This is a genomic window from Microbacterium sp. RG1, from assembly GCF_005347485.1.
Lineage (GTDB): Bacteria > Actinomycetota > Actinomycetes > Actinomycetales > Microbacteriaceae > Microbacterium > Microbacterium binotii_A.
The window spans coordinates 890,758-912,653 of record NZ_CP034121.1 but is presented as its reverse complement, the minus strand read 5'-3'; the positions used below and the strand labels follow the sequence as shown (position 1 = coordinate 912,653).

The 21,896-nt window shown below is 70.6% G+C and carries 19 protein-coding genes; 6 read left to right on the top strand and 13 right to left on the bottom strand.

The features are described from left to right. Positions 1–4 precede the first annotated feature (4 nt). From EHF32_RS04335 to pyrR, 13 genes are all read right to left on the bottom strand, one after another. A complete protein-coding gene (locus EHF32_RS04335; RefSeq protein WP_238343787.1) occupies positions 5–1,369 on the bottom strand; it encodes an RsmB/NOP family class I SAM-dependent RNA methyltransferase in 1,365 nt (454 codons plus the stop codon). Next, a complete protein-coding gene (gene fmt / locus EHF32_RS04330) occupies positions 1,366–2,286 on the bottom strand; it encodes a methionyl-tRNA formyltransferase (RefSeq protein ID WP_137416983.1) in 921 nt (306 codons plus the stop codon). The genes EHF32_RS04335 and fmt overlap by 4 nt, the downstream gene beginning before the upstream one ends. An 8-nt stretch (positions 2,287–2,294) precedes the next feature. Continuing rightward, positions 2,295–4,295 (bottom strand): primosomal protein N', encoded by a 2,001-nt coding sequence (locus EHF32_RS04325; protein ID WP_137416982.1) that lies wholly within the window; start codon positions 4,293–4,295, stop codon positions 2,295–2,297. A 1-nt stretch (position 4,296) separates the two neighbouring features. Beyond that, positions 4,297–5,490, bottom strand: coding sequence for a methionine adenosyltransferase (gene metK, locus EHF32_RS04320; protein WP_137416981.1), 1,194 nt, complete (start codon positions 5,488–5,490; stop codon positions 4,297–4,299). Between the two features lie 90 nt (positions 5,491–5,580). Then, positions 5,581–5,835 (bottom strand): DNA-directed RNA polymerase subunit omega, encoded by a 255-nt coding sequence (rpoZ, locus tag EHF32_RS04315; RefSeq protein ID WP_137416980.1) that lies wholly within the window; start codon positions 5,833–5,835, stop codon positions 5,581–5,583. Between the two features lie 54 nt (positions 5,836–5,889). Further along, on the bottom strand, positions 5,890–6,804 hold the full coding sequence (gene gmk / locus EHF32_RS04310; protein WP_137416979.1) for a guanylate kinase: 915 nt from the start codon (positions 6,802–6,804) through the stop codon (positions 5,890–5,892). Next, positions 6,797–7,657 carry an orotidine-5'-phosphate decarboxylase gene (gene pyrF / locus EHF32_RS04305; RefSeq protein WP_137416978.1) on the bottom strand — a complete coding sequence of 287 codons (861 nt, stop codon included), beginning with the start codon at positions 7,655–7,657 and terminating at the stop codon, positions 6,797–6,799. Before pyrF ends, gmk begins: the two co-directional genes overlap by 8 nt. Continuing rightward, complete coding sequence (carB, locus tag EHF32_RS04300) at positions 7,654–10,941, bottom strand: carbamoyl-phosphate synthase large subunit (protein WP_137416977.1); 3,288 nt, start codon at positions 10,939–10,941, stop codon at positions 7,654–7,656. The genes pyrF and carB overlap by 4 nt, the downstream gene beginning before the upstream one ends. Further along, positions 10,941–12,095 carry a glutamine-hydrolyzing carbamoyl-phosphate synthase small subunit gene (gene carA, locus EHF32_RS04295; protein WP_137416976.1) on the bottom strand — a complete coding sequence of 385 codons (1,155 nt, stop codon included), beginning with the start codon at positions 12,093–12,095 and terminating at the stop codon, positions 10,941–10,943. The genes carB and carA overlap by 1 nt, the downstream gene beginning before the upstream one ends. After that, positions 12,092–12,604 carry a PH-like domain-containing protein gene (locus EHF32_RS04290; protein ID WP_137416975.1) on the bottom strand — a complete coding sequence of 171 codons (513 nt, stop codon included), beginning with the start codon at positions 12,602–12,604 and terminating at the stop codon, positions 12,092–12,094. The genes carA and EHF32_RS04290 overlap by 4 nt, the downstream gene beginning before the upstream one ends. Further along, a complete protein-coding gene (locus EHF32_RS04285) occupies positions 12,601–13,911 on the bottom strand; it encodes a dihydroorotase (protein ID WP_137416974.1) in 1,311 nt (436 codons plus the stop codon). Before EHF32_RS04285 ends, EHF32_RS04290 begins: the two co-directional genes overlap by 4 nt. After that, entirely contained in the window at positions 13,908–14,876 is a 969-nt protein-coding gene (locus EHF32_RS04280; RefSeq protein ID WP_137416973.1) for an aspartate carbamoyltransferase catalytic subunit, read from the bottom strand. The genes EHF32_RS04285 and EHF32_RS04280 overlap by 4 nt, the downstream gene beginning before the upstream one ends. Beyond that, positions 14,873–15,403 (bottom strand): bifunctional pyr operon transcriptional regulator/uracil phosphoribosyltransferase PyrR, encoded by a 531-nt coding sequence (gene pyrR / locus EHF32_RS04275; protein WP_137416972.1) that lies wholly within the window; start codon positions 15,401–15,403, stop codon positions 14,873–14,875. Before pyrR ends, EHF32_RS04280 begins: the two co-directional genes overlap by 4 nt. Positions 15,404–15,528: 125 nt before the next feature. Between pyrR and mvk the strand changes: the two genes are divergently transcribed. From mvk to EHF32_RS04245, 6 genes are read left to right on the top strand one after another with little or no spacing between them, the layout of a single operon-like run. After that, the gene (mvk, locus tag EHF32_RS04270; protein ID WP_137416971.1) at positions 15,529–16,521 is read left to right on the top strand and encodes a mevalonate kinase; all 993 of its coding nucleotides are present in this window, start codon (positions 15,529–15,531) and stop codon (positions 16,519–16,521) included. After that, positions 16,518–17,486: a diphosphomevalonate decarboxylase gene (gene mvaD, locus EHF32_RS04265; RefSeq protein ID WP_137416970.1), complete on the top strand. Its 969-nt coding sequence runs from the start codon at positions 16,518–16,520 to the stop codon at positions 17,484–17,486. The genes mvk and mvaD overlap by 4 nt, the downstream gene beginning before the upstream one ends. After that, positions 17,483–18,574, top strand: coding sequence for a phosphomevalonate kinase (locus EHF32_RS04260; protein ID WP_137416969.1), 1,092 nt, complete (start codon positions 17,483–17,485; stop codon positions 18,572–18,574). The genes mvaD and EHF32_RS04260 overlap by 4 nt, the downstream gene beginning before the upstream one ends. Further along, on the top strand, positions 18,571–19,659 hold the full coding sequence (gene fni / locus EHF32_RS04255; RefSeq protein ID WP_137416968.1) for a type 2 isopentenyl-diphosphate Delta-isomerase: 1,089 nt from the start codon (positions 18,571–18,573) through the stop codon (positions 19,657–19,659). The genes EHF32_RS04260 and fni overlap by 4 nt, the downstream gene beginning before the upstream one ends. Further along, positions 19,649–20,695, top strand: a complete 1,047-nt coding sequence (locus tag EHF32_RS04250; protein WP_137416967.1) for a hydroxymethylglutaryl-CoA reductase — start codon at positions 19,649–19,651, stop codon at positions 20,693–20,695. The genes fni and EHF32_RS04250 overlap by 11 nt, the downstream gene beginning before the upstream one ends. Next, positions 20,692–21,858, top strand: a complete 1,167-nt coding sequence (locus EHF32_RS04245) for a hydroxymethylglutaryl-CoA synthase (protein WP_137416966.1) — start codon at positions 20,692–20,694, stop codon at positions 21,856–21,858. Before EHF32_RS04250 ends, EHF32_RS04245 begins: the two co-directional genes overlap by 4 nt. The last annotated feature ends 38 nt before the right edge of the window (positions 21,859–21,896 follow it).

The following is a 21,896-nucleotide window of genomic DNA, read 5'->3' as shown; positions in this document are numbered from 1 at the left end:
ACGCTCACGCGCGTCGCCGGAGGAGCGAAATCGACATCGCGTCCGTCCCGTGGCGGTGAGGCCACAGCTGGGCGCGTCCCGCGCCGTCGGCGGGCGTCGGCAGATCGAGGGGGTGGCTCGCCAGGCCCTGCAGCACGGCGCGGGCGTCGAGCTCCTCGATGTCGTCGCCTCGGCGCTCACGCACCTCGGCCACGACCGCGCTCGTCTCCGCCAGGTGGGGCGAGCACGTGACGTAGGCGACGATGCCCCCGGGCGTCAGCGCATCGAGCGCGCTCTCCAGCAGCTCCCGCTGCAGGATCGCCAGAGCCGCCACGTCTCCCGGCGACTTCCGCCAGCGCGCCTCCGGTCGCCGACGCAGCGCACCCAGGCCCGTGCACGGCGCATCGACCAGGATGCGGTCGTAACGGGCCCGCCCGGCACGCGACCGTCCGTCCTCCTCGCTCACCGCGACCTCGGCGGGGACACCCGCGAGAGCCTGACGCACGAGGCCCGCACGGGCCGGCGCGATCTCGTTCGCCTCCAGCAGCGCGCCGCCGGCCAGCGCCTCCGCGGCGAGCAGGGCGGTCTTGCCGCCCGGTCCCGCGCACAGATCGAGCCATCGCTCCCCTGCGGTCACCGGCACGGCGCGGCTGAGAGCGAGCGCCGCCAACTGCGAGCCCTCGTCCTGCACGCGGATGCGGCCGCCGGTCGCTCGGATGAGCGGCTCGGGGTCGCCGCCGGCGGAGAGCGCGCCCACGGGCGAGTATCGCGTCGGCGCGAGATCGGCGGGCCGATCTGCGAGACCGGGAAGCACCGCCAGTGAGACCCGCGGCGACGCGTTGTCCGCGCGCAGCAGGTCTTCGAGTTCGTCGACGCGCCCTTCGGCGGCCAGCGCCCGGCGGAAGGCGCGGATCACCCAGACCGGATGCGCATACGCGAGACCCAGCCTTTCGTCGTCGGAACGTGCCGCCGCCTCGATACGGGCGAGCCACTCCCCCGGCGTGTCGCGGGAGATCCTTCGGAGCACGGCGTTGACGAACCCGGTGGGCGCAGCTCCCATCGTCTCGCGCACGAGCCCCACCGTCTCGTGCACGGCCGCGTGGGAGGCGATGCGGGTCGAGAGCAGCTGATGCGCGCCCAGTCGCAGGGCGTCGAGCACGTCCTCGTCGATCTCGTCGATGGGACGACCTGCCGCCGACGCGATGATCGCGTCGTAGGTGCCCAGACGCCGGAGGGTTCCGTAGGTCAGCTCGGTCGCCAGGGCCGCATCCTTCGCGTCGAGCCCGGCTCGCGCGATCTCGACCGGCAGAAGCAGGTTCGCGTACGCGTCGGATGCGGCGACGGCGCGCAGCGTGTCGAAGGCCACCCGCCGCGGATCGGAGCGGCTCACGACGCCACCACCCCATCCGGGGCGCGAAGACCGCGCAGCCAGTCGCCCGCGGCCATCGCCGCCTTGGCCGCCGGTTGCACGCGCACGAGCGCGACGGGGTCGGTCGCGGTACCGACGAGCACTTCGGACTGCACGGCGCGGATCACCCCGGGCGCCAAGGCCGCGGCGTGCTCCGCGCGATGCATGTCGTGGATCTTCACGCGCACGCCGTCGACCGTCGTGAAGGCGCCCGGTTCGGGCGTCGTGCCCCGGAAGCGCGACAGGACCGCATCCGCCGGCTGCGTCCAGTCCAGACGGCCATCCTCTGCGGTGAGCTTGCCCGCGTACGTGCTCTCCCCCGCCTGCGGGACTCCTCGAGCGGTCCCCGCCGCCAGCTGGTCGACGACGTCGACGAGCGCCGCGGCACCGTCGCGCGCGAGATCCTCCAGGACGCGGCCGGCGGTGACTGTCGCCGGGATGCGGTAGCGGGTTCCCCCGTATACGTCGCCCTCGTCGAGACCCGCGGTCAGCTGGAACACGTTCGTTCCGGTCTCGCTGTCTCCGGCGATGAGCGCCCGCTGAACGGGCGCGGCTCCGCGCCAGCGCGGCAGCAGCGAGAAGTGGAGGTTGATCCAGCCCAGACGCGGTGCGCTCAGCAGCGGATCCCGTACGAGGCCGCCGTACGCCACGATGACGCCGAGATCCGGCTCGAGCGCCGCGATGCGCTCGGTCGCCTCCGCATCCAGCCGGTCGGTCTTGAGCACCTCGAGGCCCAGCTCGGCGGCGGCGTCGGCGACGGGCGACGCGGTGAGCACGCGCTTGCGTCCGACGGGCGCGTCGCGGCGGGTGACGACGCACGCGAGCTCGTGATCGGTAGCGGCGAGAGCGCGCAGCGAGGCGACGGCGGGTTCGGGCGTTCCCGCGAAGACAAGACGCATCGGGTTCCTCACAGCTCGGGATCGGGCACGTCCACCCGAACTCTGAGTGTATTCCGGCTGCGCGCGGGGGTCCGGCCGCGCGCACGACGAGCGCGGACGGCGTCGGCGACGACCGCGGCCCGCAGCGACCCCGTCACGGCCTTGCCGTGGCCGTAGTCGAAACGCACGAGGGCACGCGAGCGGGGCGGATCCTCGCCGAGGATCTCGGACGGCCCGAGGACGGCGTCCGGATCGAGCGCGGGAACCTCGGCACGCAGCTGCGCGAGGGCCTCGTGCACGGTTCGGGGCTCCCCCTCCACGACGGCGACCCGCACCGCCGGCGGCAGATGCAGCATCGCACGGTCGGCGAGCTCCGCGCGGGCGTAGGCGGCCTGTGTCCAGGTGGCCAGCGCGCGGGCGACCGGCCCGGCGACCCCGGTGAGCAGCACGGGCGCGCCGGGCGCGGTCAGCGCGGCAGCGTTCGACCACCACCGCAGACACGACTCACCGATGCGCAGGTCCTCGGCCAGCAGCATCCGGTCACCGTCCAGGAGCAGCACCGCACGATAACCGCCGTCTGCGATCGGTTCCGCGCCCCGGGTCGCGATCACCAGCGCAGGGCGGTGCTCGACGCGCGCGACAGGATGGTCGCCGTCCGCCACGATCACGCGAGTCCCGGGGAAGGCTCGACCGAGCTCGTCGGCGGTGCGCTCGCTTCCCGACGAGGCGAGACGCAGATGCTGACCCTCGCATACGGCGCACTGCCAGCCGGCGATCCCGCGTCCGCACCAGGAGCACTCCGGGGGCCTGCCCTGTCTGCGCACACGGAGGGGCCCGGAGCAGTGCAGACAGCGCGCGGGCGCGCGGCAGGAGGAGCAGACCACCACCGGCGCGTACCCGGGACGTGCCACCTGAACCAGGACGGGGCCCTCCGTCAGCGCGTCGCGCACGGCCTGGAACGCCGAGGAAGGGATGCGCGCCTGCGCCACTGCGTCGGATGTCGCCGTCAGGACGACGCGCGGCGTGACCCGACGCGCCGCCGCGATCTGACGGAACCAACCGATCTGAACGAGCCGTTCGACATCCGTGGTGCGCGTGTGACCGAGCACCAGCAGGGCGCTCTGCTCGCTTTCCTGGCGCAGCAGCGCGACATCGCGCGCGTGCACACCGGGGCTGAGCGGTTCTGCGAGCAGCGGATCGCCGTCGTCCCAGATGACGACGAGTCCCGTGTCACTGGTGGGCGAATAGACGGCGGATCGGTTTCCGACGACGATGCAGGGAGCCGCCGAGAGGGTGCGCAGGTACGCGCCGTAGCGCGCGGGACCGGTCTGGCGCGCGTCGGACTGCACCAGCGCGTTCGGGGGCACACGCCCCGCGAGGGCGGTCATCACCTGCTCCTGATCACGATGGTCGGGAACGACGATGACCACGCTCCGCCCCGCCGCGAGGGTGATTGTCGCTGCTGCCGCGACGAGGACCGCCCATGATCCGACCGTGCCGCCCTCAGCGAGCTCCACGACGCGCGGCGTCGCATCCACGGCGAGGCGTTCGCCGGCGCGGATCCCCTCGGCCAGGTGCGGGAACGCCGCGAGGACCTCTTCTGCGGTCTTGACCGCGTCGGCATGGGGCGCCTCGACGTCGGGTACGGGCGAATGCAGCCATGCCTTCTCCGCGCGCACCATCCGTTTCGGCACCGCGAGGCGGAGGACATCGGATGCGGATCCTGCCGCGCGATCGGCGACGCGTCGGGCGAGGCCGTAGAGGCTCGGAGGCAGCACGGGCATCGGCGATACCACGCTGTCGAGCTCGGAAAGCGGACGCTCGTGGTCCGTCTCCTCGCCGCGCTCGATGAGGAACCCGTCGACGACGCGGCCGGCACTGCGCAGCGGAACGCGGACACGCACTCCGGGCACCGCGTCCTCGTCGAACTCGGTCGGGATCGCGTAGTCGAAGAGGCGGTCGAGCTGCGGAAGCGGCGAGTCGAGCAGCACGCGCGCGACGAGCCGAGCGGGGCCGGCTGCCCCGGTCATCTCAGAGCCCGGCTGCGGCGCGCAACTCGTCGACGCGATCCAGACGCTCCCAGGTGAACCCGGGGAGCTCGCGGCCGAAGTGACCGTAGGCGGCCGTCGCAGAGTAGATGGGACGCAGCAGATCCAGCTGGTCGATGATGGCCTTGGGCCGCAGGTCGAAGACGTCGAGGATGGCCGCGGTGATCGTCTCGTCGCTCACATGCCCCGTGCCGAAGCTCTCGACATACAGGCCGACGGGACTCGCCTTGCCGATCGCGTACGCGACCTGCACCTCGAGCCGCTCGGCGAGACCCGCCGCGACCGCATTCTTGGCGACCCAGCGCATGGCGTACGCGGCGGAGCGATCGACCTTGGAGGGGTCCTTGCCGCTGAAGGCTCCCCCGCCGTGGCGCGCGGCGCCGCCGTAGGTGTCGATGATGATCTTGCGTCCGGTCAACCCGGCGTCACCCTTGGGGCCGCCGGTCACGAAGGGGCCGGCGGGGTTGATGTAGTACTGCACGTCGGGCGTGTCGAGTCCGGTGTCGGCGAGCACGGGATCGATGACCTCGCGACGCACCAGCTCGCGGAGCTCGTCCTGACCGATGTCGGGATGATGCTGCGTGGAGAGTACGACCGACTCCACCGTCTTCGGAGTGTGGCCGTCGTAGCCGAGGGTGACCTGCGTCTTACCGTCGGGACGGAGGAAATCGAGAGTGCCGGATCTGCGCACCGCGGCCAGGCGCTCGGCCATCCGATGCGCGGTCCACGCCGCCATCGGCATGAGCTGCGCGGTCTCGGTCGTCGCGAAACCGAACATGATGCCTTGGTCGCCGGCACCCTGTTCGTCGCGGGGGTCCACCGAGCGTCCCTCGCGCTGCTCGAACGCCTGGTTGACGCCGGCCGCGATGTCGGAGGACTGCGCGCCGATCGACACGGAGACGCCGCAGGAGTCGCCGTCGAAGCCGGTGTCGCTGGAGGTGTAACCGATGCGGTTGACGACGTCGCGCACGATCGCGGGGATCTCGACGTAGGCACGCGTCGACACCTCGCCGGCGACGTGCACGAGACCCGTCGTCACGAGAGTCTCGACCGCGACGCGACCAGTCGGATCCTCCGCGATGATCGCATCGAGGATGCTGTCGGAGATCTGGTCGCAGATCTTGTCCGGATGCCCTTCGGTGACGGATTCGGACGTGAACAGACGCAGCTCGGTCATCGCAACTCCACTCAGGACGTGAGGGACACCCCCCACTGTGACGCTCCCCCCGGACACCAGGGTGCCGGGGGGAGCGTCGAGGTGATCAGATCACTCGGCGTGACGCAGCCGCAGCTTGTCTTCGTTGATCTCGTGCAGCGCGATCGTCAGCGGCTTGTCTTCGATCGTGGAGTCCACCAGCGGGCCCACGTTGTCGAAGAGGTTGCCCTCGTGCAGATCCGAGTAGTAGTCGTTGATCTGGCGCGCCCGCTTGGATGCGTAGATGACGAGCTGGTACTTCGAGTCGACCTTGTCGAGAAGGCTGTCGATGGGGGGCTCGATGATGCCCTGGTTGGTCCCAGCCATGGCGGTACCTCCTGGTTCGGGGATGTCGGCGGAGAGTCGTTCGACGACGACGCATCACGACGGACGCGCGGAAGCCTTCGTCAATTCTACGACCTCACGCGCGGCCTCGGCGACTTCTGCGTTCACGACCCGGTAGTCGAACTCCCCCTGGGCGGCCAGTTCCACCCGCGCGGTGCGCAGACGCCGGGCGCGTTCTTCCGCATCCTCCGTGCCTCGTCCGACCAGGCGCTGCACGAGCTCGTCCCAACTGGGCGGGAGCAGGAACACGAGTGCGGCGTCCGGCGCGGCCGCCCGCACCTGCCTGGCTCCCTGCAGATCGATCTCCAGCAGCACCGTGCGACCGTCGGCCAAGGCGCGCTCGATCGGCCCACGAGGCGTGCCATAGCGGTACTTGTTGTGCACGGTCGCCCACTCGAGCAGTTCGCCGCGTGCGATGAGATCGTCGAAGGCGGCGTCGTCCACGAAGAAGTAGTGCGTGCCGTCGACCTCGCCGGGGCGGGGCGGGCGCGTGGTCGCGGAGACGGAGAGGAGGATCTCCGGATAGTGCTCCTGGATGTGGGCGGCCACGGTCCCCTTGCCGACCGCCGTCGGACCGGCGAGGACGAGCAGACGGCTGCGGGCGGCGCGCGGCTGGGGTTCCGGCAGACGACCGTCGAGCCATTCCTGGAGCGCGGCGCGCTGGCGCACCCCGAGGCCGCCGAGACGCTTCACGGGCGAGATGCCGAGCTCGGCGAGGATGCGATCCCGCTTGCCCTCTCCGATGGCCGGGAGCGAGGTGAGGAACTCGGGGACGCGCAGGGTTCCGGCGGCGGATGCGGGGGCGGCGACCGCACGTCGCAGCACCTCCTGGCCGCTGATCACGCGCGTGGCGAGGTCGCGCTTGAGCGATGCGCGGGCGCGACGGGCCTCGACGGCTCGGCGCGACGCCGCGGCACGGTCGACCTCGGGCGGCGTTCGACTGTCAACCACGGCGAACCTCCGAATAGAGTGCGCGCCTCTCGTCGATGCGGGCGACCAAGCCGGCCGGACCAGCAGACAGGATGCTCCTGCTCTCACTGGCCACGACCTGCGCCGCGACGTAGCCGAAAAGAGTGTCGAGATCCGACGGCTGTGCGCCCTGCGCACCGAAACCCGGAGCGAGGATGGGGGTCCCGGCGAGCACCGTGTCGGTGAGTCCGAACGATGTGCGCTGCAGCGTCGCTCCCACCACCACGCCGACGGGGCCGAGGGCTCCCGCGCTCCCGACGTTGTAGGAGCCGACCTCACGAGCGACGCGGGCCGCGATCGGCTCGTCGTCACCTGCCGAGGCATCGACCGTGATGGCGGTCTGCACGGCGGCCGCCTCGCGATTGCTCGTCGCAGCGAGGACGAACACGCCCTTGTCCGCCCGGATCGCGCGGGTGATGGTCTCGTGCAGGGACTCCGGTCCGAGATAGGGGCTGAGGGTGAGCGCGTCGGCTTCCAGGGGCGCACCGGGCTCGAGCCATGCGGCGGCGTAGCCGTCCATCGTCGTACCGATGTCGCCCCGCTTCGCGTCGGCGATCACCAGCAAGCCCGCATCCCTCGCCGCAGCGAGGACGTCCTCGAGAGCGGCGTAACCCGCCGACCCGAACCGTTCGTAGAAGGCGACCTGCGGCTTCACGACGCCCACGCGCCCCGCGGCCGCATCCACGACGCGCAGACCGAACTCGCGCACCCCGGCCGCATCCTCGCTGAGGCCCCAGGCGCGCAGCAGCTGTGCGTGGGGGTCGATCCCCACGCACAGCTGGCCGTACTCGTCGAGCGCGGCCTGCAGCCGCGTTCCGAAACCGGCTGCGCTCACGCGCGCGCCGCCCGCTCCACCGCGTACTCCTGCAGGCTCTTCACGTCGAACCCCTCGCGCAGCACGGGCAACGCGCTGACGGCGGCGCCGAGCACAGCCATCGTCGTGAACAGTGCCTTGTCCGCGGCCACCGCGGCCGCGCGGATCTCGTACCCGTCTGCGCGCGCCAGGCCGCCGCTGGGCGTGTTGACGATCATGTCGATCTCACCCGCATTGATGAGATCGACGATGTTCGTCTCCCCTGTCTCCTGCGTCGCCGAGTACTTGTTGACGGTGCGCACGGCGATGCCGTTCCGAGCGAGGATCTCCGCCGTTCCCTCCGTCGCCACGAGCTCGTAGCCGAGTTCCTGGAGGCGGTGGGCCGGAAGGATCACGGCGCGCTTGTCAGCGTCGGCGACCGAGATGAACACCGTGCCCGACAGGGGCATACCGCCGTAGGCGGCCTGCTGGCTCTTCGCGAACGCCGTCGGGAAATCGCGGTCGAATCCCATGACCTCGCCGGTCGAGCGCATCTCCGGCCCGAGCACGGAGTCGACGGTCTGGCCGTCCTTCGTGCGGAACCGCTTGAAGGGCAGCACGGCCTCCTTGACGGCGACGGGCGCGTCCAGCGGAACACGCGAGCCGTCCTGCTCGGGAAGCATCCCCTCGGCCTTGAGCTCGGCGATGGAGCTGCCCGCCATGATCCGGCTGGCGGCCTTCGCAAGCGGGATGCCGAGCGCTTTGGAGACGAAGGGCACCGTGCGGCTCGCGCGCGGGTTCGCCTCGATCACGTAGAGCACGCCGGCACTGATCGCGAACTGCACGTTCAACAGGCCCCGCACGCCCACGCCCTGGGCGATGGCCAGCGTCGCCTCACGGACACGGTCGACGTCGGTGCGGCCCAGCGACACGGGAGGGAGCGTGCAGGAGGAGTCGCCGGAGTGGATGCCCGCCTCCTCCAGGTGCTCCATCACGCCGCCGATGTACAGTTCCTGACCGTCGAACAGGGCGTCCACGTCGAGCTCGATCGCGTCGTCCAGGAAGCGGTCGACGAGCAGGGGCAGCCCCGGGCCGATGATGGCCGCGTCGGCGATGCGGACGAAGTAGTCGCGCAGTGCCTCCGTCGAGTAGACGATCTCCATGCCGCGGCCGCCGAGCACGAAGCTCGGGCGCACCAGCACCGGGTAGCCGATCTCCTCGGCGACGCTCACCGCGCCGTCGACGTCGATCGCCGTGCCGCTGCGCGGCGCGACCAGTCCCGCGTCGTCCAGCAGGCGCGAGAACAGCTCGCGCTCCTCCGCCAGGTCGATCGCGGCGGGGCTCGTGCCCAGGATGCGGTAGCCCGCCGCCTCGATGCCCTTCGCAAGCCCCAGGGGGGTCTGGCCTCCGAGCTGACAGATGACACCGAGGATCTCGCCCGACGCGCTCTCCGCATGCAGCACCTCGAGCACGTCTTCGAGCGTGAGCGGTTCGAAGTACAGACGGTCGCTCGTGTCGTAATCGGTCGAGACCGTCTCCGGGTTGCAGTTGATCATGACCGTCTCGTAGCCCGCATCCGAGAGCGCGAAGCTCGCGTGCACGCACGAATAGTCGAACTCGACGCCCTGACCGATGCGGTTGGGGCCGGAGCCGATGATGACGACCTTGGTGCGCTCCGACGGCGACACCTCCGTCTCGGCGTCGTAGCTCGAGTAGTGGTACGGCGTAAGAGCGGGGAACTCTCCGGCGCATGTGTCGACCGTCTTGTAGACGGGCCGCAGCCCCAGGGCGTGGCGGATGCCGCGCACCTCGGCCTCGCCGATGCCGCGCAGCTCGGCGATCTGCGCGTCGCTGAAGCCGTGCTCCTTCGCGACCCGCAACACCTCGGTATCGAGCTCGCCGGCCGCGCGCACGAACTCGGCCACCTCGTTGATCAGCGCGATCTGATCGAGGAACCAGGGATCGATCGCCGTCGCCTCGAACGCCTGCTCGATCGTGGCTCCCTTGCGCATGGCCTGCTGCAGGACGACGATGCGCCCGTCCGTCGGGGTGGCCGCGATCTCGAGCAGCTCCTCGACCGAGCGCTGCTCGTCACCCCAGTGGAAGCTGGAGCCGCGCTTCTCCAGCGATCGCAGCGCCTTCTGCAGGGCCGTCGCGTAGTTGCGACCGATCGCCATCGCCTCACCGACCGACTTCATGGTCGTCGTGAGTGTCGTGTCGGCCGCGGGGAACTTCTCGAAGTTGAAGCGCGGCACCTTGACGACGACGTAGTCCAGCGTCGGCTCGAAGCTCGCCGGGGTCACCTTGGTGATGTCGTTCGGGATCTCGTCGAGGCGGTAGCCGATCGCGAGCTTGGCGGCGATCTTGGCGATCGGGAAGCCCGTGGCCTTCGACGCCAGCGCCGAGGAGCGCGACACGCGCGGGTTCATCTCGATCACGATGATGCGCCCGGTCACGGGGTCGACGGCGAACTGGATGTTGCAGCCGCCGGTGTCGACACCCACGCGACGGATGATCTCGATGCCGATGTCACGCAGCTTCTGATACTCGCGGTCTGTCAGCGTGAGCGCGGGGGCGACCGTGATCGAGTCCCCCGTGTGCACGCCGACGGGGTCGACGTTCTCGATTGAGCAGACGACCACCGTGTTGTCGGCGGTGTCGCGCATGAGCTCGAGCTCGTACTCCTTCCACCCGAGGATGGACTCCTCCAGGAGCACCTCGTTCGTGGGCGAGTCGTGCAGACCGGCGCCGCCGATGCGGCGCAGATCGGCTTCGTCGTAAGCGAAGCCCGAGCCCAGTCCGCCCATGGTGAAGGAGGGGCGAACCACGAGAGGGTACCCGAGCTTCTCGGCACCGGCGAGCAGCTCGTCCATGGAGTGGCAGATGACGGAGGCGGCCACATCCGCTCCGGCCTCGATCACCAGCTCCTTGAAGATCTGGCGGTCCTCGCCCTTGTTGATGGCCTCGAAGTTGGCGCCGATGAGCTCGATGCCGTATTTCTCCATCACACCGTTCTTGTGCAGGTCGATCGCCGCGTTCAGCGCTGTCTGGCCGCCGAGGGTCGGCAGGATCGCGTCGGGGCGCTCCTTGGCGATGATGGTCTCGATGACCCGCCAGTTGATGGGCTCGATGTAGGTCGCATCAGCGAAGTCGGGGTCGGTCATGATCGTGGCCGGGTTCGAGTTGACCAGGATCACGCGAACGCCCTCGGCGCGCAGCACACGGCACGCCTGGGTACCGGAGTAGTCGAACTCACAGGCCTGACCGATGACGATCGGGCCGGAGCCGATGACGAGGACGGAGCGGATGTCGTCGCGCTTGGGCATTACTTGGTGTCCTTCTTGCTCTGCTCGGCGATGACCATGTCCCGGAACCGGTCGAAGAGGTAGTTCGCGTCGTGCGGGCCGGCGGCGGCCTCCGGGTGGTACTGCACGCTGAACGCGGGGATGTCGAGGGCGCGTAGCCCCTCGACGACCTGATCGTTGAGGCCGACGTGGCTGACCTCGACGCGGCCGTAGCCGTTCGGGCTGTCGCTCACGCCGTCGAGCGGCGCATCCACTGCGAAGCCGTGGTTGTGGGCGGTGATCTCCACGCGCCCGGTCGTGCGGTCCATGACGGGCTGGTTGATGCCGCGGTGGCCGAAGGGCAACTTGTACGTGCCGTAGCCCAGCGCGCGCCCCAGCAGCTGGTTGCCGAAGCAGATGCCGAAGAACGGCAGGCGCTCATCGAGCACCGCACGCAGCAGCTCGACGTGATCGGCGGATGCCGCCGGGTCGCCGGGGCCGTTGGAGTAGAACACCGCGACGGGGTCGATCGCGCGGATCTCCTCGATCGTGGCGGTCTGCGGCAGCACGTGCACGTCGAATCCGCGAGCGGCGAGGTTGTCGATTGTGGCCTGCTTGACGCCGAGGTCGAGCACGGCAAGGTTGCCGACGCGCTCCGCGGTGGCGGGGGTGATCTCGGTCTCGACGACGGAGACGGATGCGGAGAGGTTCTGTCCCGCCATCGCGGGCGCCTCGCGCACGATGCGCAGCTGCTCCTCGGGGTTGATCGCCGCGGCGTCGCCCGAGAAGATTCCGCCGCGCATGCTGCCGGCCGAGCGGATGTGGCGCGTCACGGCACGGGTGTCGATGCCACTGATGCCGACGATGCCGTCGTTCGTGAGTGCGTCATCGAGCGACTCCTCGGCACGCCAGTTGGACACGACGCGCGAGGGGTCGCGCACGATGTAGCCGGCGACCCAGATGCGCCGCGACTCGGTGTCCTCGTCGTTGACACCGGTGTTGCCGATGTGGGGCGCGGTCTGCAGGACGATCTGTCCCGCGTAGGAGGGGTCGGTGAGGGTCTCCTGATAGCCGGTCATACCGGTGGCGAAGACGACCTCGCCGAGGGTGGTCCCGGTGGCGCCGTAGGCGCGGCCGGCGTGGCGGGTGCCGTCTTCGAGGACGAGGACGGCCGGTCCGGTGCGGAAGAGAGTCATACGTCGGTTCCCGTCGAGGTGGGGTGGGGCAGGATCGCGTCGAGGGCGGCGGCGACCGCGCGAGCCGAGGCGTCCTGCGGGCGGAAGTAGGAGTCTACGAGCGTGTCGTCGTCGATGCGCCAGCTGAGACGGGCCAGCCCGTCCCGCTCGACCACGCGGTCGATCGTGACCGTGGCCTGCTGAGCGGACACGAGGCGCATTCTGTCGATGAACACCGGCTCGCCGCCGTGGGCCAGAAGCGCCACACCGGCGTCGGTGACGAGAAGGTCGGCCTTGGCGCGGAATCCGAGTCCCCGAACGGCGAGGCGTTCCAGGGCGGTCTCGTGCGCGGTCGTCGCGACATACAGGCCGGCGAAGCGTGCAAGCACCTCTGCGTCGGCGGGCGGCGAACCGAGCGGCGCGGCAAGGCCGCTGTCTCGTCGCACTCGTCGCAGCCAGCCCCAGAGCATGAGCCCGATCAACAGCAGCGCGACGGCGAGCATCACCAGCAGCGCGCCCTCCCTGCTCATGCGTGCACCTCCGCCGCATCCACAACGACCCCGTCCCGTACGGTCGCGGTGCCGGCGCGGAACGTCCACCGGGTCGACCCCGGCAGCTCGCGCCCGAGATAGGGCGAGTTGGTGCTGCGTCCACGCAGATCGTCGACCGCGAACGTCGCGCGAACGCTGTCGTCGTACAGCGCCAGATGGGCCGGCTCGCCCACGGCGAGAGGACGGCCGTGCGCCTGCAGGCGGCCGATCGCGGCGGGAGCACTGCTCATGACGCGAGCGACGTCCGCCCAGTCCAGCAGGCCGGTCTCGACCATGGCCTGGTGCACGACGCGCAGAGCGCTCTCGAGTCCCACCATGCCGTTGGCCGCGGCCTGCCATTCGCACGCCTTCGCCTCAGCGGGATGCGGTGCGTGATCGGTCGCGACGATGTCGATCGTCCCGTCCGCGAGTCCCTCTCGGACCGCTCGCACATCCTCGTCCCGCCGCAACGGCGGGTTCACCTTGAACCGCGCGTCGTACCCGCGCACGAGCTCTTCGGTCAGCAGCAGGTGGTGCGGGGTGACCTCGGCGGTCACCGCGATCCCCCGCTTCTTCGCCCAGCGGATGATGTCGACGCTGCCGGCCGTGGAGAGGTGGCAGACATGCAGGCGGGAGCCGACATGCTCGGCGAGCAGGACGTCGCGGGCGATGATCGACTCCTCCGCGACCGCGGGCCAGCCGGCGAGACCCAGCTCGGCGGAGACCGCGCCCTCGTTCATCTGAGCGCCCTCGGTCAGACGCGGATCCTGCGCATGCTGCGCGATGACCCCGTCGAACGCCTTCACGTACTCGAGCGCGCGACGCATGATGAGCGGATCGAAGACGCAGAAGCCGTCATCGCTGAACACGCGAACGCGCGCGCGGGAGCGGGCCATGGCCCCCAGCTCGGCGAGCCGCTCACCCTTCTGCCCCACCGTGACCGCGCCGATGGGCTGCACGTCGACGAGGCCGGCTGCCTCTCCGAGCGCGAGCTCCTGCTCGACGACTCCTGCCGTGTCCGCGACGGGGGATGTGTTCGGCATGGCGAACAGCGCGGTGTACCCGCCCGCCGCGCCCGCCCGCGAGCCGGTGAGGATGGTCTCGGAGGCCTCGTAGCCGGGCTCCCGGAGATGCGTGTGCAGGTCGACCAGACCGGGAAGGGCGACGAGTCCGTCGGCGTCGATGACCTGGGCTCCGGCTCGGCTGAGCCCGCTGCCCATCTCCTGGATCAGGCCGTCCGCGACGACGAGGTCGAGCGCGGCGGCGCCGACGGGCCGCGCACCGCGGATCACGTACGTTCCGCTCATGACGCACCTTCTTTCTCGGAGGCGGGGCGTTCGCCCGCAAGCAGCAGGTACAGCACGGCCATCCGCACGGATACGCCGTTGGTGACCTGCTCGAGCACCGTGGATCGCGGCGAATCCGCCGCCGTGGCGGAGATTTCCAGACCGCGGTTCATCGGCCCAGGGTGCATGACAATGCTATCGGCCGGCAGGGCGTCGAGACGCTCGCCGTCCAGTCCCCACGCTCGCGCATACTCGCGCTCGGTCGGGAAGTACGCCGCATTCATCCGCTCGAGCTGAATGCGCAGCATCATGAGCGCGTCGGGGCCGGCGGCGATGGCTCGGTCGAGGTCGTACTCGATCGCGGCGGGCCAGGCGGACACGTCCTGCGGGATGAGGGTCGGCGGACCGACGAGAGTGATCCGCGCGCCGAGCGTGTGCAGCAGCCACACGTTCGAGCGTGCGACGCGCGAGTGCAGGATGTCACCGACGATCGCGACGGACACCCCGGACAGGTCGCGGCCGCGACTGTCGGCACCGAACAGGCGCTTGCGCAGGGTGAACGCGTCCAGCAGTGCCTGCGTGGGATGCTCGTGCGTGCCGTCGCCGGCGTTCACCACGCCGGCGGTGATCCAGCCACTCGTGGCGAGGGTTCGCGGAGCGCCGGATGCGCCGTGTCGGATGACGACCGCATCCGCTCCCATGGCTTGCAGCGTCTGGGCGGTGTCCTGCAGGGACTCCCCCTTCGACACGCTCGAACCCTTGGCCGAGAAGTTGATGACGTCGGCGGACAGGCGCTTCGCCGCCGCTTCGAAGGAGATGCGGGTGCGGGTCGAGTCCTCGAAGAAGAGATTCACCACCGTCTTGCCGCGCAGCGTCGGCAGCTTCTTGATCTCGCGCTGCTGCGTATCGGCCATGTCCTCGGCGACGTCGAGGATGCGCAGGGCCTGCTCGCGGCCGAGCGTGCGGGTGTCGAGGAGGTTCCTCATGACTCGATCGTCACCTCCTCGACGCCGTCGGTCTCGGCGAGGCGGACGTTGACACGCTCGTCGCGTGCGCTCGGCAGGTTCTTGCCGACGAAGTCGGGGCGGATCGGAAGCTCCCGATGACCCCGGTCGATCAGGGCGGCCAACCGCACCGCGGCCGGGCGTCCGATGTCCTGGAGCGCGTCGAGAGCGGCTCGGATGCTCCGCCCGGAGAAGAGCACGTCGTCGACCAGGACGATCGTGCGCTGGTCGATGCCGCCCGCCGGGATGTCCGTGCGGTGCGGCGCGCGGGTGGGGTTGTTGGCGAGGTCGTCGCGGTACATCGTGACGTCGAGAGACCCGACGGGCACCGGTGAGCCGCCGAAGTCGGAGACGAGGGCGCCGATGCGACGGGCCAGCGGAACCCCTCTCGTCGGGATGCCGAGGATCACCAGTCCTTCCGGACCGCGATTGGACTCCAGGATCTCGTGGGAGATCCGAGTCAGGGCTCTGGCGATGTCGGCCTCATGCAGCACGGTTCGCGTGCTCATCCGCCGCTCCCTTCTCCGCCTCACAGGACGGGGTTAAAGGTTGCTGGGGTTTGCCGGACAGACTATCCCAGACAGGCGGCTCCGCGCTCGGTGGCGCGGACGCTGTTAGGCTCGCGTGCGTTCCTATGACCAGTTCTTCCGCCCGTCCCGCGCGCCCATCCGATGCGCCGGCGACGCCGACCCCCACTGCCGCAGCGAGCGGGCGGGCATCCGGCAAGGCGATCCTCCTCGGCGAGCATGCGGTCGTCTATCGACGGCCGGCGCTGGCCATCCCGCTCTCGGCGCTTCAGGTGCGAGCGGACGTCCTCCGATCGAACGGTCCGAGCGTCCTCCACAGCGACCTGTACGACGGCCCTCTCGCCGCAGCGCCCGCTCGCCTGGGCCCCACGGTCACGGCCGCCGCCGCAGCGCTCGACGCCCTGGGCGTCGCTGACGAGTCGATCGAACTCCGTATCGCGAGCAACCTGCCGGCCGAACGCGGCGTCGGATCGTCCGCCGCCGTGGCCGCTGCCGTTGTGCGCGCCGTGGCCGCGGCCTTCGGGGGAGCTCTGGACGCTGCGGCGGAGCACGAGTTGATCCAGCGCGCCGAGCGGGTCGCGCACGTGTCGCCGAGCGGTCTCGACGCACACGCCGTGCGCGCCGGTGCGCCGATCTGGTTCGAGGACGGAGCCGTCTCGCCCGTCACCGTGGCCACCCCCCTCACGTTCGTGGTGGCCGACACCGGCATCGCCGGACGCACCAGAGAAGCCGTAGCCGGTGTGCGCACGCGTCACGACGAGGATCCGCGGGGCACGACCGCTCTCCTCGACGAACTGGGCGAGCTCACCCGCGATGCCCGCACCCACCTCGCGACCGGCGACGCCCGAGCCCTGGGCGCCGCGATGGACAGGGGTCACGCCGCGCTCGGTCTCCTGGGAGTCGGTGACCCGGCGCTCGACGCACTCGCTGCCGCGGCGCGTGCGCACGGGGCCTGGGGGGCCAAACTGACCGGCGGAGGGCGCGGCGGATGCGTCCTCGTGCTCTCCCGCGACGACGAGAGCGCTGCCGAGGTCGCCGGCGCTCTGCGTGCGGCGGGAGCAGCCGCAACCTGGACCACCACGGTGGAGGCGACGACATGACCGAGGCCCGCGCGATCGCGCATCCCAACATCGCATTGGTGAAGTACTGGGGCAAACGTGACACGGCGCTCAATCTGCCTGCCACCGGCAGTCTCTCGATGACGCTCGGCGTGTTCCCCACGACCACCACGGTCGCCGTGGACGACACGTTGGACGCCGACGTCTTCGTGCTGAACGGCCGTGAGCAGACGGGGATCCCCGCCGAGCGCACCGCGCGCTTCCTCGACCTCGTACGAGAGCTGTCCGGCTCTGCTCTACGTGCCCGCGTGGAGTCCCACAACACCGTGCCGTCCGCTGCGGGACTCGCGTCCTCCGCGGCCGGCTTCGCCGCACTCGCCGGCGCCGCCGCATCGGCCTTCGGACTGCAGCTGAGCGCGAGGGAGCTCAGCCGCCTCGCCCGTCGCGGTTCGGGTTCGGCCGCGCGTTCCGTCTTCGGCGGCTTCGCCCTCTGGCACGCGGGCGACGACGAGCAGTCGTACGCCGAACCGCTACCGGCGCCCGCGGACCTCGCGATGGTCGTCGCGATCGTGGACAGCGGCGAGAAGCAGGTCTCCAGCCGGGAGGCGATGCGCCGTACGGCGGATACCTCGCCCTTCTACCCCGCGTGGGTCTCCTCGACCGCGGCGACGCTCGAGGAAGCGCGGCGCGCATGCGTCGAGGGCGATGTCGCGCAGCTCGGACGCCTCACCGAGAACAACGCTCTTCGGATGCACGCCGTGATCCAGGCCTCGGCCCCGTCCATCCGCTACCTCTCGCCGACCAGCATCGCGCTCTTCGACCGCGTGGCGGCGCTGCGCGACGCGGGCCTGGAGTCGTACGCGACGGCGGACGCGGGCCCGAACGTCGTCGCCCTGTGCCACGCCGCGGACGCCGAGGCGGTCGCGGGCGAGCTCGGCGCATTGGCCGAGACCGTCATCGCACTGCCCGGGCCCGGGCTGGTGGTCGGCGGAAGGTCCGTCGGATGACCGCCCCGATCATCGTCCGCTCGCCGGGCAAGCTGTTCATCGCGGGTGAGTACGCGGTCGTGACTCCCGGAGAGCCCGCCGTGCTCGTCGCCGTCGATCGCTACCTGACGGTCCGTCTCACCCCCAGCGCGGACTCCGGAAGCGTTCACTCGCCCGAGTTCGGCCGCACTCCGCTGGTCTGGGGTCGTGCGGGCGATGGACTGACGATCGATGCCGAGCACCATCCGTACGAGTACGTGCTCGCAGCCATCACGCTCGCCGAACGTCTGCGTTCGGAGCGCGGGCTGTCGGCGCGCTACTACGACCTGCGCATAGACAGTGGTCTCGACGACGCCTCCGGCCGGAAGTTCGGTCTCGGATCGTCCGCGGCGGTCACGATCGCGACGATCCGGGCGATCGACGAGTTCTACGGATTCGGCCTGTCCCGGCGCGACGCGTACCGCCTCGCCCTGTTGGCCACCATCCAGGTCGCGCCGCAGGCATCGGGTGGCGACCTCGCCGCCAGCGCATTCGGCGGATGGATCTCCTACCGCTCGCCCGACCGAGAGGTGCTTCGGGCTGCCCTCCAGGCGGAGGCGTCCGTCGCCGATCTGCTGGCATCGCGCGGATGGGAGCCGCTGGACATCACGCGCCTCGCACCGCCCTCATCCCTCCGCTTCCTCGTCGGATGGACCGGTCGCCCCGCATCCACCGCGCGGCTCGTCGACGCGGTGCGGGACGGATCGGGCGCCATGGACTACCCGGCGTTCTTGCTCGACTCCCGCGCATGCGTGACGGAGCTGGCACGCGCGCTGGACGACGGCGACGACGTCGCCACGCTCGGCGCCGTCCGTCGGGCGCGGCGGCTGCTGCGACGCCTCGGACGAAGCGCCGGCGTCGCCATCGAGACGGACGCGCTCGCCGCGCTCTGCGACACCGCCGAGGCGGCTGGCGCCGCGGCGAAATCGTCGGGCGCCGGCGGTGGCGACTGCGGAATCGTCCTGGCTCCCGAGGACGCCGACGTCGCCGGCATGCTCCGCGACTGGGAGGAGCGCGACATCCGTCACCTGACGCTGTCGGTGTCGCCCGCCGAGGGAGGTGCACCGTGAGCGCCGCGGATCGCAAGGACGATCACGTCCGGCTCGCCGCCGCTCAGCATCCGCTCGTCGCCGGGAACGGCTTCGACGATGTCCGCTTCCTGCATCACGCGCTCTCCGGCATCGACGCATCCGAGGTCACGCTGGACACCGAGGTGGCCGGGCTGCAGTGGTCCACGCCGTTCTACATCAACGCGATGACCGGCGGCAGCGCGCGCACGGGCGAGATCAATCGTGCGCTCGCGGCCGCGTCCGCAGCCGCGGGTGTGCCGATCGCCTCCGGCTCGATGAGTGTCGCACTCGACGACCCGGATGCCGCCGGGACGTTCCGCGTGCTGCGTGAGGAGAATCCGGACGGACTCCTGTTCGCCAACATCGGTATCGAACGATCGGCTGACGACGCCCGCCGGGCGATCGACCTCATCGATGCCGACGCGCTGCAGATCCACGTCAATGCCGTGCAGGAGATCGTCATGCCGGAGGGCGGGCGCTCCTTCGGCCACTGGGTCGCGTCGCTCGAGCGCATCGTCGCGGCGGTGGACGTGCCCGTCCTCGTCAAAGAAGTCGGGTTCGGTTTCAGCCGACGCACGCTCTCCGTCCTCGGGGACATCGGGGTTTCCGCCGCGGACGTCGCAGGCCGCGGCGGCACGGACTTCGTGCAGATCGAGAACGCACGCCGAGCCGATGCGGATTTCGGCTATCTGGCCGGATGGGGGCAGAGCGCCGTCGAGTGTCTGCTCGACGCGCCGTCCGACGCGCCCCCGTTGCTCGCCTCCGGAGGAGTACGCACACCCCTCGACGTCGTCCGGGGCCTCGCCCTCGGCGCAGGAGCCGTCGGCGTCTCCGGCACCTTCCTGCGGATCGTGCTCGACGGGGGCACGGATGCCCTGTCCGCCGCGCTCGATGCGTGGAAGGCCCAGCTCCGAGCCCTCCTGACCGTTCTCGGTGCGCGCGCGAGTGCGGACCTGGTCATGACGGATCTGATCATCGGCGGCCAGACCGCCGACTTCGCGCGGGCACGCGCGATCGACATCACCTCGCTGGCGCATCGCTCCGATGCGCTCGGCGCACCTGGAAGGAGCCGGAATGACCGGTGAGTTCACTCCCCTGCCCACCCGCTGGGTCGGTCCGCTACGTCTGAGCGGCGACGTCGTCGGCGAGCAGGAGGTCCCCCTCGCCACGTACGAGAGCCCCCTCTGGCCCTCTGTCGGGCGCGGCGCGCGCATCTCCCGCCTCATCGACGACGGTATCCGGGTGACGGTCGTGGACGAGCGGATGACGCGCTCCTCGCTGTTCACGGCCGTCGACGCCGCGACCGCCGTCCGCGCCGGACGCGACATCCGCGGTCGCTTCGCCGAACTCGCGGCCACCGTGGCCGCGCAGAGCCGGCATGCCCGGCTCCTCGACGTCGACACCGAAGTCGTCGGCAACCTGCTCTTCGTGCGCTTCGCCCTGTCGACCGGCGATGCATCCGGACACAACATGGTGACGCTGGCTGCGGAGTCGCTCATGGCCCAGATCCTGCAGTGGCATCCCGAGCTGGAGTACGGATCGATATCCGGCAACTACTGCTCCGACAAGAAGGCGACCGCCGTCAACGGCATCCTGGGCCGCGGTCGCAACGTCGTCGCCGACATCCTCATCCCCGCAGAGATCGTGGAGGCCCAGTTGCGCTCCACCGCGGCACGGATCGTCGAACTGAACACGCGCAAGAACCTCGTCGGCTCGACGATCGCGGGAGCCTTGCGCTCGGCCAATGCCCACTACGCCAACATGCTGCTCGCGATCTTCCTCGCGACCGGTCAGGACGCGGCCAACATCGTCGAGGGATCTCAGGGGATCACGTGGGCGGAGGTCCGCGGCGACGGCGACCTCTACTTCTCGTGCACGCTGCCCACTCTGATCGTCGGCACGGTCGGCAACGGCAAAGACCTCCCACAGGTCGAAGAGGCCCTCACGCGCCTCGGTTGCCGCGAGGAGCGGGAGTCGGGCGAGAACGCCCGCCGCTTGGCCGCCCTCGTCGCGGCGACCGTTCTCTGCGGCGAGCTCTCCCTCCTGGCTGCCCAGACGAACGCCGGAGAACTCATGACCTCCCACCTCCAGCTGGAGCGCAACGGAAAGGCCACGCGATGACCGCGCCCCTGATCGGCATCCATGACCTGGCAGTGGCCACCGCCGGCCACGTGCTGGAGCTCGACGACCTGGCCGCGGCGACGGGCGTCGATCCGGGCAAGTTCCACATCGGGCTCGGGCAGGATCAGATGAGCGTTCCCGGCCCCGACGAGGACATCGTCACGATGGGTGCGACAGCGGCCCGGCGCATCATCGACCGCCACGGTGCCGAGGGTATCCGCACCGTCTTCTTCGCGACCGAGTCGGGGGTCGACCAGTCCAAGTCCGCCGGCGTCTGGGTGCACGATCTGCTGGGCCTACCCTCGACCAGCCGCGTCATCGAGCTCAAGCAGGCCTGCTACTCCGCGACCGCCGCGCTGCAGGCGGCCGCGGGGCTCGTCGCGCGCGAGCCGGGCTCGAGGGTGCTCGTCATCGCGAGCGACATCGCCCGCTACGAGCTGGACTCCGCTGCCGAGCCCACACAGGGTGCCGGTGCGGTCGCGATGCTCGTCACCGCGGACCCGGCCCTCATGAGCATCGAACCGGCGACCGGATTGCACACCGCCCACGTCGACGACTTCTGGCGACCCAACGACAGCGTGACCGCCGTCGTCGACGGCAAGCTGTCCATCGATGCGTATCTCGACGGCTTCGTCGGCGCATGGGACGACTACCGCTCCCACGGCGGAGCGGATGTCGACGAGATCGACGTCTTCACCCACCACCAGCCGTTCACGCGGATGGCCGCCAAGGCGCATCGCCGTCTCGCCGAGCACCTGGGAACGGAACTCGCGGAGGACCGCTACCTGCGCTCCACCCTTTACAACCGGCGCATCGGCAACTCGTACACGGCGTCGCTGTACTTCGGTCTCGCCGCTCTGCTCGACGGCGACGATGATCTGACCGGCAAGCGCGTGGGCATGTTCAGCTACGGCTCCGGCAGCGTCAGCGAGTTCTTCGCCGGGGTCGTGCAGCCCGGCTACCGCGCACACACCCGCGCCGATGAGACCGCGGAGATGCTCGCCGCCCGCACCCGAGTGGACGTGCCTGCATACCGTGCCCTGCACGCGGCGGCGCACCTGGGGAGCCGTCAGGACGTGGCCGTGCCGGCACAGTCTCCGTGGCCGTACCACTTCGCGGGCGTGCGAGGGCGCGCGCGTCAGTACACCGTCGACCAGGTCTGACCCGCCGCACCGAGGCAGCCTCGCTCGCCGGCCGGGCA

What these genes read in the sequence shown, in the direction of transcription:
- mvk (WP_137416971.1), top strand. Translation starts at nt 15,529, where the DNA reads ATGACCAGTTCTTCCGCCCGTCCCGCGCGCCCATCCGATGCGCCGGCG.
- EHF32_RS04285 (WP_137416974.1), bottom strand. Translation starts at nt 13,911, where the DNA reads ATGAGCGGAACGTACGTGATCCGCGGTGCGCGGCCCGTCGGCGCCGCC.
- fmt (WP_137416983.1), bottom strand. Translation starts at nt 2,286, where the DNA reads ATGCGTCTTGTCTTCGCGGGAACGCCCGAACCCGCCGTCGCCTCGCTG.
- mvaD (WP_137416970.1), top strand. Translation starts at nt 16,518, where the DNA reads ATGACCGAGGCCCGCGCGATCGCGCATCCCAACATCGCATTGGTGAAG.
- pyrR (WP_137416972.1), bottom strand. Translation starts at nt 15,403, where the DNA reads ATGAGCACGCGAACCGTGCTGCATGAGGCCGACATCGCCAGAGCCCTG.
- EHF32_RS04260 (WP_137416969.1), top strand. Translation starts at nt 17,483, where the DNA reads ATGACCGCCCCGATCATCGTCCGCTCGCCGGGCAAGCTGTTCATCGCG.
- EHF32_RS04250 (WP_137416967.1), top strand. Translation starts at nt 19,649, where the DNA reads ATGACCGGTGAGTTCACTCCCCTGCCCACCCGCTGGGTCGGTCCGCTA.
- rpoZ (WP_137416980.1), bottom strand. Translation starts at nt 5,835, where the DNA reads ATGGCTGGGACCAACCAGGGCATCATCGAGCCCCCCATCGACAGCCTT.
- carA (WP_137416976.1), bottom strand. Translation starts at nt 12,095, where the DNA reads ATGACTCTCTTCCGCACCGGACCGGCCGTCCTCGTCCTCGAAGACGGC.
- EHF32_RS04280 (WP_137416973.1), bottom strand. Translation starts at nt 14,876, where the DNA reads ATGAGGAACCTCCTCGACACCCGCACGCTCGGCCGCGAGCAGGCCCTG.
- carB (WP_137416977.1), bottom strand. Translation starts at nt 10,941, where the DNA reads ATGCCCAAGCGCGACGACATCCGCTCCGTCCTCGTCATCGGCTCCGGC.
- EHF32_RS04290 (WP_137416975.1), bottom strand. Translation starts at nt 12,604, where the DNA reads ATGAGCAGGGAGGGCGCGCTGCTGGTGATGCTCGCCGTCGCGCTGCTG.
- metK (WP_137416981.1), bottom strand. Translation starts at nt 5,490, where the DNA reads ATGACCGAGCTGCGTCTGTTCACGTCCGAATCCGTCACCGAAGGGCAT.
- EHF32_RS04245 (WP_137416966.1), top strand. Translation starts at nt 20,692, where the DNA reads ATGACCGCGCCCCTGATCGGCATCCATGACCTGGCAGTGGCCACCGCC.
- EHF32_RS04325 (WP_137416982.1), bottom strand. Translation starts at nt 4,295, where the DNA reads ATGACCGGGGCAGCCGGCCCCGCTCGGCTCGTCGCGCGCGTGCTGCTC.